11 protein-coding genes are annotated in these 13,277 nt (G+C 72.7%); 10 read left to right on the forward strand and 1 reads right to left on the reverse strand.

Annotation, left to right across the window (positions count from 1 at the left end):
* Nucleotides 1-275 precede the first annotated feature (275 nt).
* The 4 genes from BX285_RS14100 (at nt 276) to BX285_RS14115 (ending at nt 3,067) form a co-directional block, all read left to right on the forward strand.
* Nucleotides 276-740 (forward strand): TraR/DksA family transcriptional regulator, encoded by a 465-nt coding sequence (locus BX285_RS14100; RefSeq protein WP_257032829.1) that lies wholly within the window; start codon nt 276-278, stop codon nt 738-740.
* Between the two features lie 163 nt (nt 741-903).
* Complete coding sequence (lspA, locus tag BX285_RS14105) at nt 904-1,536, forward strand: signal peptidase II (protein ID WP_373560571.1); 633 nt, start codon at nt 904-906, stop codon at nt 1,534-1,536.
* 104 nt (nt 1,537-1,640) lie between these two features.
* Nucleotides 1,641-2,579 carry an RluA family pseudouridine synthase gene (locus BX285_RS14110; protein ID WP_097240305.1) on the forward strand — a complete coding sequence of 313 codons (939 nt, stop codon included), beginning with the start codon at nt 1,641-1,643 and terminating at the stop codon, nt 2,577-2,579.
* A gap of 26 nt (nt 2,580-2,605) precedes the next feature.
* Entirely contained in the window at nt 2,606-3,067 is a 462-nt protein-coding gene (locus BX285_RS14115) for a GNAT family N-acetyltransferase (RefSeq protein WP_179852905.1), read from the forward strand.
* Between the two features lie 125 nt (nt 3,068-3,192).
* On the opposite strand, the gene BX285_RS14120 is transcribed toward BX285_RS14115, so the two are convergent.
* On the reverse strand, nt 3,193-4,212 hold the full coding sequence (locus BX285_RS14120) for a mechanosensitive ion channel family protein (protein WP_121175303.1): 1,020 nt from the start codon (nt 4,210-4,212) through the stop codon (nt 3,193-3,195).
* Nucleotides 4,213-4,332: 120 nt separating this feature from the next.
* Here BX285_RS14120 and BX285_RS14125 point away from each other — a divergent pair, with 120 nt between their 5' ends.
* The 6 genes from BX285_RS14125 (at nt 4,333) to BX285_RS14150 (ending at nt 13,223) form a co-directional block, all read left to right on the forward strand.
* Nucleotides 4,333-7,170 carry an alpha/beta fold hydrolase gene (locus BX285_RS14125; RefSeq protein ID WP_121175304.1) on the forward strand — a complete coding sequence of 946 codons (2,838 nt, stop codon included), beginning with the start codon at nt 4,333-4,335 and terminating at the stop codon, nt 7,168-7,170.
* The gene (locus tag BX285_RS14130; RefSeq protein ID WP_097238286.1) at nt 7,167-8,093 is read left to right on the forward strand and encodes an ABC transporter permease; all 927 of its coding nucleotides are present in this window, start codon (nt 7,167-7,169) and stop codon (nt 8,091-8,093) included. Before BX285_RS14125 ends, BX285_RS14130 begins: the two co-directional genes overlap by 4 nt.
* A gap of 141 nt (nt 8,094-8,234) precedes the next feature.
* A complete protein-coding gene (locus tag BX285_RS14135) occupies nt 8,235-8,813 on the forward strand; it encodes a dienelactone hydrolase family protein (RefSeq protein WP_097238287.1) in 579 nt (192 codons plus the stop codon).
* A gap of 534 nt (nt 8,814-9,347) precedes the next feature.
* Nucleotides 9,348-11,075 (forward strand): carbamoyltransferase C-terminal domain-containing protein, encoded by a 1,728-nt coding sequence (locus BX285_RS14140; protein WP_121175305.1) that lies wholly within the window; start codon nt 9,348-9,350, stop codon nt 11,073-11,075.
* Between the two features lie 155 nt (nt 11,076-11,230).
* The gene (locus tag BX285_RS14145) at nt 11,231-11,965 is read left to right on the forward strand and encodes an HAD family phosphatase (RefSeq protein WP_121175306.1); all 735 of its coding nucleotides are present in this window, start codon (nt 11,231-11,233) and stop codon (nt 11,963-11,965) included.
* A gap of 130 nt (nt 11,966-12,095) precedes the next feature.
* The gene (locus BX285_RS14150) at nt 12,096-13,223 is read left to right on the forward strand and encodes a sugar MFS transporter (protein ID WP_121175307.1); all 1,128 of its coding nucleotides are present in this window, start codon (nt 12,096-12,098) and stop codon (nt 13,221-13,223) included.
* Nucleotides 13,224-13,277 lie beyond the last annotated feature (54 nt).

The following is a 13,277-nucleotide window of genomic DNA, read 5'->3' on the forward strand; positions in this document are numbered from 1 at the left end:
GTGGTTAGGCGGGGGCGATCTGGGCACAACCCTCTCAGCGTGCGGGGCGTGGTGGTTGGGGCGGCTGCCTGGGTGGGATCACTGTGAGGCGTCGGTATGTCATGTTGTGACCGGTTTTGATCGGGATTATCGTTCCGGCACTGGAAGCCGCCGGGAACCGGCGGCTCGATTCGTTCGTAGATGGGGTCGAAGCCATGGCTGAGAAGGGAACCGGCGCGGGTACCGCCACCAAGCGGGCACGCAAGGCCGTGGCGGTCGATCCAGGGGAGGGGACCGTGACCACTACCGCACCGAAGACCAGCACCGACACCGTCACCGTGCCGCGAGGGGCCGAGTCCGTGGACCCGGCAACGCTGCCGGTCCGGCCGGGCGAGGACCCGTGGACCACCGAGGAGGTCCACGAGCTGCACAACGAGCTGATCAGCGAGCTGGACCGGCTGCAGAACGAGATCGACGCCGCCGAGGCGGCCATCTCGGGCCTGATGCGCGACTCCAACGACGGAGCCGGTGACGACCAGGTCGACGCCGGTACGAAGAACATCTCGCGGGAGAGCGAGCTGGCGCTCGCCAACAACGCCCGGGACAGCCTCGCCCAGACCGAGCGGGCCCTGGCCCGGCTGGAGGGCGTCGGCTTCGGGACCTGCGAGTCCTGCGGGCAGGCCATCGGCAAGGCCCGGATGCAGGCGTTCCCCCGGGCGACGCTCTGCGTCCAGTGCAAGGCCAAGCAGGAACGCCGCTGAACCGGGCGACCGGAGCGACGCGGGGGGTCGGGCTTGCCGTACGCTCGACCCCGTAACGTCGCCTGACCCGTCCACAACGCTCGTGGACGCGTCCAGGGCGTCACCGGCCCACCACCCTCCCCCTCCTACGGCCGGGGGAGCTCCATCGGCAGCGGAGCGGATCATCAGTACGCAAGGTTCCCCCCAGACCCGGGACGACGCCGTCCCGTCCACCGCCGATGCCGTGGAGGTGCTTGTGGCCGAGCCGACCGAGGCGGCGCCCGTGGACGAACCGACGGCCGCGCAGAAGCCCAAGGGCCCGCGGCGGGTCGGGGTGCTGCTGGTGGTCGCGGTGCTGGCCTTCCTGATCGACCTGGGCAGCAAGCTGCTGGTCGTCGCCCGGCTGGAGAACCACTCGGCGATCAAGGTCATCGGGGACGTCGTCACCTTCCAGGTGATCCGCAACTCCGGCGCGGCCTTCGGAATGGGGCAGGCGCTGACCGTCGTCTTCACGATGATCGCCTCGGCCGTCATCGTGGTGATCTGGCGGATCGCCCGCCGGCTGTACAGCCTGCCGTGGGCGATCGCGCTCGGCCTGCTGCTCGGCGGGGCGCTCGGCAACCTCACCGACCGGCTCTTCCGCTGGCCCGGGGTCTTCCGCGGGCACGTGGTGGACTTCATCTCCGTCCAGCACTTCGCCGTCTTCAACCTCGCCGACTCGGCGATCGTCTGCGGCGGGATCCTGGTCGTGCTGCTCTCCTTCCGGGGCAGCAACCCGGACGGGACCGTGCACCAGCAGGACGGCAAGGCGGAGTAGCACCGCCCTGCGGGGGCGCGTCGGGGAGTTCGGTGCGGTTCGGTGGGGCGGGCCGGGGAGTGCGGCGCGCGGGGGAGGCCCGGGTGTCCGGCATACTCGTACGGGTGAGTACCGCAGCGCAGATCCGCAGCCTCCCCGTTCCCGACGGCCTGGAGGGCGAGCGCCTCGACGCCGCCCTGGCCCGGATGTTCGGCTTCTCCCGGACCAAGGCCGCCGAGCTGGCCGCCGACGGCAAGGTGACGCTCGACGGCGCCGTGGCCGGCAAGTCTGACCGGGTGACCGCCGGCTCCTGGCTGGAGGTCGAGATCCCCGCCCCCGCCGCCCCGGTGCGGATCGTCGCCGAGCCGGTCGAGGGCATGCGGATCGTCCACGACGACGAGGACATCGTGCTGATCGACAAGCCGGTCGGCGTCGCCGCGCACCCCAGCCCCGGCTGGACCGGCCCCACCGTGATCGGCGGCCTCGCCGCGGCCGGCTACCGGATCTCCACCTCGGGCGCGGCCGAGCGGCAGGGCATCGTGCACCGGCTGGACGTCGGCACCTCGGGGCTGATGGTCGTCGCCAAGTCCGAGCGCGCGTACACCGACCTCAAGCGGCAGTTCCACGACCGGGTGACCGACAAGCGCTACCACACGCTGGTGCAGGGCCACCCGGACCCGATGAGCGGCACCGTGGACGCGCCGATCGGGCGCCACCCCAGCTCGGACTGGAAGTGGGCGGTGACCCAGGAGGGCAAGCCGTCCGTCACCCACTACGACCTGATCGAGGCGTACCGGGCCGCGTCGCTGCTGGCGATCAAGCTGGAGACCGGGCGCACCCACCAGATCCGCGTCCACATGTCCGCGCTGCGGCACCCCTGCGTGGGGGACCTGACGTACGGCGCCGACCCGACGCTGGCCAAGCGGCTCGGGCTGACCCGGCAGTGGCTGCACGCGGTGTCGCTCGGCTTCGAGCACCCGGCGGACGGGCAGTGGGTCGAGTTCTCCAGCGAGTACCCGGCGGACCTGCAGAAGGCGCTGGACGTGATCGCGGCGGAGAGCTGACGGTGAGCGGCGGGGTGGGTGCCGGGGTGGGCGTCACTCTTCGGGTCGCCGAGGGGGAGGCGGACCTGGCGCTGGTGCGGGCCGTTCGGCGTGAGGTGTTCGTCGTCGAGCAGAACGTGCCGGAGGAGCTGGAGTACGACGAGTACGACCGGACCTCGGTGCACCTGCTGGCGGTGGGGGCCGACGGCGGCGGCCTGGGCACCGGGCGGTTGATCTTCGGCGAGCAGGCGCGGGAGCTGACCGGGGGTGTCGACGGGCGGGTGCTGCTCGGGCGGCTCGCGGTGCTGCCGGCGGCCCGCGGGACCGGGCTGGGTGCGGAGCTCGTGCGGGCGATCGAGGCCGCGGGGGTCGAGCGCGGGGGCTCGGAGATGGAGTTGCACGCGCAGGTGCAGGCGCTCGGGTTCTACGAGCGGCTGGGGTACGTGGCGGAGGGGCCGGTGTACGAGGATGCGGGGATACCGCATCGGACGATGACGCGGAAGCTGTGAGCGTCAGGGGGCCGTGGGGCTGACCTTCGGGGTCGGGTTCCGGTGGTCGCCTTCCGCTTCGCGCAGTTCCCCGCGCCCCTGATGGGGCGCGGGGAACTCGTGCTTCGGGGGGAGGGGGTGCGGGGTCAGGGGTCGGTGGTGCGGAGGCGGGGGAGGGCGTGGGGGTGTTCGTCGCGTAGGTGGGCGATGAGCTGTTCGCGGATGTCGAAGCGGAGTCGGGCGGCGTCGTCGGGGGTGCGGGCGGTCATGGTGGCGCGGACGACGATGGTGCTGGGGGTGGTGTCGGTGACCTGGAGGGCCCATTCGGCGCCGTCCCAGAGCGGGTGCCGGTCGAGGTGGGCGCGCAGGGTGGCGCGCAGCTCGTCGACCTGGGTGGTGTGGTCGAGGTGGAGCAGGACGGCGGCGAGCAGGCCCGGGTCGCGGCGGGTCCAGTTCTCGAAGGGCTTGTTGACGAAGTAGGAGACCGGGACGATCAGTCGGCGGTGGTCCCAGAGCCGGACCACCAGGTAGGAGAGGGTGATCTCCTCGACGGTGCCCTGCTGGCCGTCCACCACCACGGTGTCGCCGATCCGGACGGTGTCGCCGAAGGCGATCTGCAGGCCGGCGAAGAAGTTGCCGAGGGTGCTCTGGGCGGCGATGCCGGCCACGATGCCGATGATGCCGGCGGAGGCGAGCAGGCCGGCGCCGACGGAGCGCATCGCGGAGAAGGTCAGCAGCATCACGGCGACGGTGACCACGACGATGACCGCGCTGGCCACCCGGCGCAGCATGCTGATCTGGGTGTGGACCCGCTGGCGCCGGGCCGGGTCGTCGATCCGGGTCTCGTAGCGGCTGAGCAGGGCCTCCAGGACGGCGGCGACCACGCGGACGGTGAGCCAGCCGAGCGAGGCGAGCAGGAGGAGCAGGAGCAGGTGGTGCGCGCCCTCGTCCCGGCGCAGGTGGAAGATCCGCTGGAGCGGGCGGGTGGCGAGCAGCAGGGCAGCGACGACGGCGAGTTGGAGCGGGATCCGGCAGCGCCGGAGCAGTGGCCAGAGCGGGGCGTCGGGGTGGCGGGCGGCGGCGCGTTGGAGGGACTGGTCGACGATCCAGCCGATCGCCAGGGTGGCGGCGACGGTGGCGAGCAGCGTGATCAGCGGCCGGAGCATGGGCCGTACGATACGCGGGCAGAGTGGAGTGAAACGGGCAAAAGGGTGCGACCGCGTTCGTGGTGGCTTCGGGGTGGCTTTATCGGGTGCCTACCCGGACGGCGGATACGATCAGCGGCCATGGAGTTCGGTGGGGCATGGCGTCGGTGGCGCGGCCGGGGTACGACGGTCGGGCGCAGGCTGCTGGCGGGTGCGGTGGCCCTGGTGGCGGTGGCCGGGGTCGGTACGGCGGCGGTGGCGTCCGGCGGTGAGCAGACGGTCCGTGAGGAGGACCGTTTCCTCAGCATGCCGGAGACGCCCGGCAGCGCTGAGCAGATCCAGCTGGACACCTCGTTCTTCACCACCGGCAGCAGCCCCCGACCGGCGGTGCTGCTCGCGCACGGCTTCGGCGGCTCCAAGGAGGGCGAGCGCGAGCGGGCCGAGCAGCTCGCCCGGCAGGGGTACGCGGTGCTGACCTGGTCGGCGCGCGGGTTCGGGCGTTCGGGCGGCAAGATCGGCCTCAACGCGCCCGACCGCGAGGTCCAGGACGTCCGGCACCTGGTGGACTGGCTGGCCCAGCGGCCCGAGGTGCAGCTGGACGGGCCCGGCGACCCGAAGGTCGGCATCACCGGCGCCTCGTACGGCGGGGCGGTCTCGCTGCTGGCCTCCGCGGCCGACCGCCGGATCGACGCGGTGGCCACCCAGATCACCTGGTGGAACCTGGCCGACGCGCTGTTCCCGCAGGGCGTGCAGGGCTCGGGCGCGGCGGACGGCGTGTTCAAGAAGCTGTGGGCCGGGATCTTCTTCACCACGGGCTCGGTGGCCCCCGGTTCGGCGGGCGGTCTCGGGCCGTCCGGCGGTGCGCCGCGGGCGGGCGGTGACGCGAAGCCGGTGGAGGACGGGCAGGCCGGGTGCGGGCGGTTCCTGGAGTCGCTGTGTCAGATGTACGACCGGGTCGCCACCGCGGGGCACGCCGATCCGGAGGCCGTCGCGATGCTGGACGCCGCCAGCCCGTCCTCGGTGGCGGCGCTGCTCAAGGCGCCCACGCTGGTGGTGCAGGGGCAGCAGGACTCGCTGTTCCCGCTCGACCAGGGCGACCGGATCGCGCAGGCGGTCGCCGCCAACGGCGCGCCGGTGGCGGTGGACTGGTTCGCGGGCGGGCACGACGGCGGGACGGACACCAGCGCCCGGGTGGACGACCGGGTGACCGCCTGGTTCGACCACTACGTGAAGGGCCGGGGGAACGACACCGGACCGGCGTTCCGGGTGACCCGGACCGGCGGGGTGGACTCGACCGGCTTCCAGGCCGTCCTGCGCGGGGCCACCGCCGGCCGCTATCCCGGGCTGGGCGGGACGGGCTCGCGGTCCGTCGAGCTGGCGGGCGGGGAGAAGACGATCACCAATCCGCCCGGCGGGGCGCCGCCGGGGATCTCGACGCTGCCGGGCATCGGCGCGCTCAGCCAGGCGTCCTCGCTGGGCGCCGGGCTGTCGCTGGACTTCCCCGGGCAGAACGCCGCGTTCGACTCGGCGCCGCTGGACTCGCCGCTGCACCTGACCGGACAGCCGACCGTGCCGGTGCGGGTGAAGGCGGACCGGGCGGACGCGGTGCTGTTCGCGAAGCTGTACGACGTCGGGCCGGACGGCAAGGCGGTGCTGCCGCAGCAGCTGGCCGCCCCGCTGCGGGTGACCGGCGCGGACGCGGGGCGGACGGTCACGGTGGCGCTGCCGACGGTCGACCACACCTTCCCGGCCGGGCACCGGCTGCGGCTCGTGCTGGCGAGCACCGATCTCGCGTACGCCTCGCCCGTCGAGCCGGCCGTCTACCAGGTCGCTCCGGCCGGGGCGGTCACCGTGCCGACCGTCGAGGAGCTGGCCACCGAGGCGGCGCCGCTGCCCTCGCGGACCTGGCTGCTGCCGGTGGTCGCCGTGGTGGTGGCGGCGGGGCTGGTGCTGGCGCCGCGGCTGCGGGGCGGACTGCGGGGCGGGTTGCGGGGCGGCTTGTGGCGTGGGCGGGCGACCGGCGGGCCTTCCGGACCGGAGTTCGATCCGGCGCTGGCGGGTGTGCCGCTGCTGATCAGCGGGTTGAGCAAGCGCTACAAGGGTGCCCAGGACCGCTACGCCGTACGGGAGTTGGGCTTCCGGGTGGAACGGGGGCAGGTGCTGGGACTGCTCGGGCCGAACGGCGCGGGCAAGACCACCACGCTGCGGATGTTGATGGGGCTGATCCGACCGGACGCCGGGGAGATCCGGGTCTTCGGGCACCTGGTGCGGCCCGGTGCGCCGGTGCTGTCGCGGGTCGGGGCGTTCGTGGAGGGTGCGGGCTTCCTGCCGCACCTGACCGGGCGGGCCAACCTGCGGCTGTACTGGCAGGCGACCGGGCGGCCGGAGGCCGACGCGTGCTTCGACGAGGCGCTGGCCATCGCCGGGCTCGGCGAGGCGCTGGACCGGGCGGTGCGCACGTACTCGCAGGGCATGCGGCAGCGGCTGGCAATCGCGCAGGCGATGCTCGGGATGCCGGACCTGCTGATCCTGGACGAGCCGACCAACGGGCTCGACCCGCCGCAGATCCGTGAGATGCGCGAGGTGATGATCCGGTACGCGGCCGGCGGGCGGACGGTGATCGTTTCGAGTCACCTGCTGTCCGAGGTCGAGCAGAGCTGTACGGACCTGGTCGTGATGGACCGTGGGCAGCTGGTGACGGCGGGGGCGGTCGGTGAGATCGTCGGGTCGTCGGAGCTGCTGATGATCGGTGTCGCGGGCTCGTGCGATCCGGAGTCGGTGGTGGAGAAGGTCGGTGCGATGGCCGGGGTCGGCTCGGCGGAGGCCGTCGAAGACGGGCTGCTGGTACGGCTGGACGGGCTCGCGGCGAGCGAGCTGCTGGCGGAGCTGGTGCGGCTGGGGGTGCCGGTGGAGAGCGCCGGGCCGCAGCGGCGGTTGGAGGACGCGTTCCTGTCGTTGATCGGAGGTGGTGGGCAATGAGCACCGTGGTGTCGGAGGACCACGGGAAGGACCCGCGCGCGAAGGACGCCTGCGCGAAGGACCCCCGCACGGACGACCAGGCGACGGACCACGCGGAGGGCTACCGGGCGAGCCGGACGCTGCCGCTGCGGGTGGAGGCGATGCGGCAGCTGCGCCGGCGCCGCACCCTGGTGATCGGCGGGGTGCTGGCCGCCATGCCGTTCGTCATCCTGGCCGCGTTCCAGATCGGCGGCACCCCCGGCCGTCCGGACCGGACCACCTTCATCGACCTGGCCACCGCTTCGGGCGCCAACTTCGCGGTCACCATGCTGTTCGTGGGCACCGGCTTCATGCTGGTGATCCCGGTCGCGCTGTTCTGCGGCGACACGGTGGCCTCCGAGGCCAGCTGGTCCTCGCTGCGGTACCTGCTGGCCGCGCCGGTGCCGCGGGCCCGGCTGCTGGTGCGCAAGTTCGCGGTCGGCCTGGCGTTCTCGGCGGTCGCCGTGGTCATGCTGCCCGCGATCGGGCTGGCCGTGGGGACGGCGGCGTACGGCTGGGGCGACCTCAAGCTGCCCGCCGGGGTCAGCCTGCCGGCCGGGGACGCGCTGCCCCGGATCGCGATCGCGGTCGCCTTCGTCTTCCTGAGCGAGATCGTCATCGCGGCGCTGGCCTTCTGGCTGTCCACGGCGACCGACGCACCGCTCGGCGCGGTGGGCGGGGCGGTGTTCGCGTCGATCATCACCGGGGTGCTGGACGCCGTCACGGCGCTGGGCGACCTGCGGGAGTGGCTGCCGGCGCACTGGCAGTACGCGTGGGCGGACGCCCTGCAGCCGCAGCTGGAATGGGGCGGCATGGTGCAGGGCGTCTCGCTGTCACTCTCGTACGCGGTGGTGCTGCTGGCGCTGGCGTTCCGGGGGTTCGCGCGCAAGGACGTGGTGTCGTAGGCGGGCATGGTCGTGGCCGTGGGCCGGGGAGTGACGGTGGGCCGGGGCGTGCTGTGGTCGGGCGCGGTCGGGTCGTGGGGGCGGGTACGGCATGGGGGATCATGGGTGGGTAGCTGACTCCCCTGGTGAAGGACCCGAACCGTGGCCCAGATCGTCCTCTTCCACTCCGCCTACGGGCTGCGCCCCGCCGTGCAGGCCGCCGCAGACCGGCTGCGCGCCGCCGGGCACACCGTGCACACCCCGGACCTCTTCGACGGGCGGACCTTCGACTCCGTGGAGGAGGCGCAGGAGTTCCAGGAGGAGATCGGCGGCCGCGACGAGCTGCTGCGGCGGGCCGTGACCGCCTCGGCCCCGCTCTCCGAGGGCGGGCTGGTGTACGCGGGCTTCTCGCTCGGCGGCGCCGTCGCGCAGAACCTGGCCCTGGCCGACGACAAGGCCCGCGCGCTGCTGCTCCTGCACGGCACCTCGGACCTGCGCGAGGACGCGGCCACCGAGATCCCGGTGCAGCTGCACATCGCGGAGCCGGACCCGTTCGAGCCGGAGGACTGGCTGAACGCCTGGTACCTGCGGATGCGGCGGGCCGGCGCGGAGGTGGAGGTGCACCGGTACCGGGGCGCCGGACACCTGTTCACCGACCCGGAACTCCCGGACTACGACGCGGAGGCGGCGGAGCGGGCCTGGGCGGCGGCGCTGGACTTCCTGGGGGAGTTGGAGGACTGAGGGACGGGTCGTACGGGCGGGGCCGGCGGAGGCCGGGCCGAAGCGGATGCTTCGGTCCGGCCTCCGGCGTTTCCGGGGTGGTGTTCCCGTGTGGTGTTCCAGCTGGTCACCGGGGGGTTGGTGGGGTCTGTGGTACGGCTGTGAACTGCTGTGAACTGGTGTGGCGAAGCGTCAGGGGGACGCTCGGGAGGCGGTGGAAGTGCCGGTCGCGTGCCGGAAGGGCTGTTTCCGGACAGCTACGCTCGGTGATCAGGATCCGGGTGGTCCAGACCTCTTCTCGGGCTCGTCCCGTGCGGCCAGCACAGATGATCGAACCACGAACTGTTGTTAACCCGGCGGCCGTCCGTCCGTCACCGCCCGGCGGCGGATCAGGTTGACCGGAATGACCACGGCGTCGTTGATCTCCCGGGAAATATCTCCATAGCATCGCGGTGCACTCCGGCCTTCCCCGGCTCCCCGGATCCACGGATTCGCGAATCCGTGGAAATGCCGTCGAGTCATTTCCCGTGTGACATAAGCATTGGAGCGGCACGCATGCTTGTTCTCGGAATCACCAACAACGACCTGGCCGGCGCCTGCCTGGTCCAGGACGGAACCGTCGTCGCGGCCGTCAGCGAGGAGCGGTTCACCCGGATCAAGGACCACAAGACCTGGCCGCAGAAGTCGATCGACTACGTCCTGAAGGAGGCCGGGGTCACCCTTTCCGAGGTCGACCGGGTGGCCTACGGGTGGCAGGCGGGATTCAGCGCGGAAAAGCACCTGCTGCTCTACGTGGACCGAATTTCGGAGGAGGCCCGACTGCGCCCGGAGGCGCTTCCGCACCTGCGCAAGCGGATATCCGACGAAATCGTGAACGACCGCGAGAAGCGCGGCGAGTTCGACGCCTTCATCGAGGAGAACGGACTGCGCGGCAAGGTGGTTCACGTCGACCACCACGAGTCGCACGGCCTGGGCGCCTTCCTCTGCTCCCCGTTCGATCAGGCCCTGGTGGTGACCTGCGACGGCCGCGGGGACTTCCAGTCCCTCACCGTCACGCACTACTTCCCCGGCGGCGAGGAGGTGCTGCAGCGCGAGACCTCGATCGACAGCCTCGGTTACTTCTACGGCCGGATCACCAAGCTGCTCGGCTTCCGCCCCAACCGGCACGAGGGCAAGATCACCGGTCTGGCCGCCAACGGCGATCCGGAGAAGCTCCTTCCGCTGATGCGCCGGATGATCGACGTCGAGGAGAACGGCGCGATCCGCGCCCGCTGCGGCGACTGGTACCAGCCGTCCTACGAGGGCTACTCCGAGGAACTGCTGCGCGAGATCGCCACGCACGACCCGGCCGACGTCGCGGCGGCGGCCCAGCGGCACGTGGAGAACCTGCTGACCGCCGTGGTGGCCCGGCACATCGGCAAGGTGCCCGGCGGCAACGTTTGCCTGTCCGGCGGGGTGTTCGCCAACGTCAAGCTCAACCAGCGGATCTTCGACACCGAGGGTGTGCGGAACGTCTACGTGCTGCCGCCGATGGGCGACGGCGGGCTGCCGCTGCAGGCGGCCGTGATCGTGGCCCACCGGGAGACCGGCGAGCGCCCGCGGGTGCCGTCGATGGCGCTCGGGCCGGACGCGGCCATCTCCGAGGGCCGGCTGGAGGAGATCCTGCACGACTACCCCGGGCTGCGCTACCGCCGGATCGGCGAGGGCATGCAGGAGACCCTGCTCGCCGCGCTCGGCGCGGACCAGGTCATCGGCACCTACCGGGGCCGGATGGAATTCGGCCCGCGCGCCCTCGGCCGGCGCAGCGTCATCTACGGCACCGCCGACGTGACCATGAACGACTGGCTCAACAAGCGCCTGAACCGTACCGAGTTCATGCCCTTCGCGCCGATCACCGCCGAGGACCTGGCGGCCGACTGCTACGTGGGGTGGGAGCCGGACCAGCCGTCGGCGCTGTTCATGACGATCACGTACGACTGCCACGAGACCTTCGCCAAGGCCTGCCCGGCCGTGGTGCACGTCGACAACACCGCCCGTCCGCAGATCGTCCGGGCCCAGGACGACCCGTTCCTGCACGGGCTGCTGATGGCCTGGTACGACCGCAGCGGGCAGGCGGCGCTGGTGAACACCTCGTTCAACAAGCACGAGGAGCCGATCGTGGGGTCGCACCGCGATGCGCTCGACCCGCTGATGGACGAGGTGGTCGACCTGCTGCTGGTCGACGACGTGTACCTGGTCTGGAAGGAGTCGGCGAACGCGTTCATGGCGGGGCAGGTCGCTTAGGGCAGGTCGCTCAGGGCAGGTCGCTCAGGGCCTGTCCGGCGGCTTGGTCGGGTCGGATGGACTGGGTTGTGAGGTCTAGTCCAGTTGACCGTTCCGGCCGGTGAGAGTTGAACTATCGTCAGACCGTATGGCGTGAGTGCCGAGTGAGGAGACCGATGCAGCCGCAGGCAGCCGGAACGCGGTACGAGGTCGAGGCCGTCGTCTTCGACATGGACGGGGTCCTGATCGACTCGCGGCCCGTGATCGAGGAGGCGTGGCGGTCGGTGGCTCGGCGCCACGGCCGGGTGCTGGCCGACCCGGAGATCGAGGAGTACGTCCACGGGCGGACCGGCGACGAGACGGTGCGGCTGATCTTCCCGCACCACTCGGACGCCGACCGGAAGGCGATCTGGGCCGAGGTGGACACCGTCGAGGAGGAGGCCCCGTACCGGGCCGTCCCCGGCGCCGACGGGCTCGCCACCCGGCTCCGGCAGGCCGGCGTGCCCGTCGGGCTGGCCACCAGCAGCTGGACCCGGAAGATCGACAACGCGCTCGGCGGACTGGGCCTGCTCGACGTCTTCCGGGTGCGGGTCACCCGGGACGACGTCGAGCGGGGCAAGCCGCACCCCGACCCGTACCTGTCCGCCTGCCGCGGGCTCGGGGTCCGGCCGCAGCGCACGCTGGTCTTCGAGGACTCCGTCAGCGGGGTCCGCTCGGCGGTCGCGGCCGGCGCGGTGTGCGTCGGGATCGGCGGGACCGGCGCGGGGCGGGCTCTGGTGGAGGCCGGTGCGGTGGTGGCGGTGGCGGACTTCACGGCGCTGGCGGTGGACCGCTCCGGTGGGACGATCACATTGGCCGACCCGGACGGGCTGGTGGTCGTCGCGCTCACGGTCGGTCCCGACGGTGCCTGAGGCGGTACCGGTCGCGGCGGGGGCGGGGGCGGGGGCGGGGTCGGAGTCGGAGGGGACGGTCGGGACGGCTGGGACGGCTGGGACGGCTGGGACGGCTGGGACGGCTGGGACGGAGTCGGGTGCGCCGGTGATGGCGAGGTCGGCGGCGGTCTCGGCATTCGGGGTGTTCCTCGTCCTGGGGGTGCTCACCGCCTCGCTCGGCGCCTCGCTGCCCTTCCTGCGGGAACGGTTCGGCGCCGCGCACGAGGTCGGGCGGGTCGTCTCCGCGTACAACCTCGGCGCGCTCGCGGCCACCGTCGGCATCGGGCTGCTCGGGCGGCGGCTGAACGTCCGGGCGGCGCCACCCGTCCTGCTCGGCGTCTTCGCGGCGGGTGCGGCCGGGATGGCGGTCAGCCCCGGCTGGGCCGGCTACCTCGGCTGCGCGGCCGTGACCGGCATCGGGTACGGCGGGCTGGCGCTCACCCTCAACACGGCGTTCGCGCGCGGGTTCGCCGGCAACAGCGTGGTGATGGTCAACCGGTTGAACGCCGTCTTCGGAATCGGCGCGATGCTGGGCCCGCTGGCCGCCGGGGCCGTCGGGCACACGGACATCCGGCTGCTCGCGCTGGCGGCGGCGGTGTGCGCGCTGCCGTGCTTCCTGGTCGGACGGGCGGGGGCGGTGCTCGCTGTGCCCGAGGCCGAGCCGAGCCCAGAAGACGCGGGTCAGGGTGGTCAACGCGTGCGGGTCGGGCTGGAGTTGCTGCCGTTCCTGCTGGTGGGCCTGGTGTACGCGGGCATGGAGACCAGCATTGGCACCTGGCAGTCGACCCAGCTGGTGCGCGATGGCTGGACCACCCAGGCGGCGACCACCGCGGCCTCCGGGTTCTGGGCCGGGATGGCCATCGGGCGCCTGGTCGTCCCGCAGCTGACCAGGCGGCTGCCGGGCCGTACCACCCTGCCCGGGTACCTGGCGGCGGCCCTCGCGGCGTTGCTGCTGGCCGCCGTACCGCATCTCGCGGTGGTGGCCTACCCGCTGGCCGGGCTGGCGATGGCGCCGGTGCTGCCGACGCTGATCGCCTGGGTCTCCGGCGTGGCGGAGGTGCCGCAACAGGCGACCTCCGTGCTGACGCTCTGCTGCATGCTCGGCAATGCCGTGGTGCCGGCGGTGGTGGGGGCGCTCGGGGGATCGGGCGGGGCGGTGGTGATCCCGCTGGTGCTGGCCGGGGCGTGCCTGCTCTGCCTCGGGCTCGCCGGGTGGCTGCGGGTGGCTCGGCGGTAGTCGCGGTTGCGCGCAGGAAGTCGGGCGGGCCGACTTCCTGCGCGTCCAGCGTGG

It is taken from the genome of Streptomyces sp. 1114.5, assembly GCF_003635085.1.
Lineage (GTDB): Bacteria > Actinomycetota > Actinomycetes > Streptomycetales > Streptomycetaceae > Kitasatospora.

What these genes read in the sequence shown, in the direction of transcription:
- BX285_RS14120 (WP_121175303.1), bottom strand. Translation starts at nt 4,212, where the DNA reads ATGCTCCGGCCGCTGATCACGCTGCTCGCCACCGTCGCCGCCACCCTG.
- BX285_RS14125 (WP_121175304.1), top strand. Translation starts at nt 4,333, where the DNA reads ATGGAGTTCGGTGGGGCATGGCGTCGGTGGCGCGGCCGGGGTACGACG.
- BX285_RS14150 (WP_121175307.1), top strand. Translation starts at nt 12,096, where the DNA reads ATGGCGAGGTCGGCGGCGGTCTCGGCATTCGGGGTGTTCCTCGTCCTG.
- BX285_RS14130 (WP_097238286.1), top strand. Translation starts at nt 7,167, where the DNA reads ATGAGCACCGTGGTGTCGGAGGACCACGGGAAGGACCCGCGCGCGAAG.
- BX285_RS14140 (WP_121175305.1), top strand. Translation starts at nt 9,348, where the DNA reads ATGCTTGTTCTCGGAATCACCAACAACGACCTGGCCGGCGCCTGCCTG.
- BX285_RS14145 (WP_121175306.1), top strand. Translation starts at nt 11,231, where the DNA reads ATGCAGCCGCAGGCAGCCGGAACGCGGTACGAGGTCGAGGCCGTCGTC.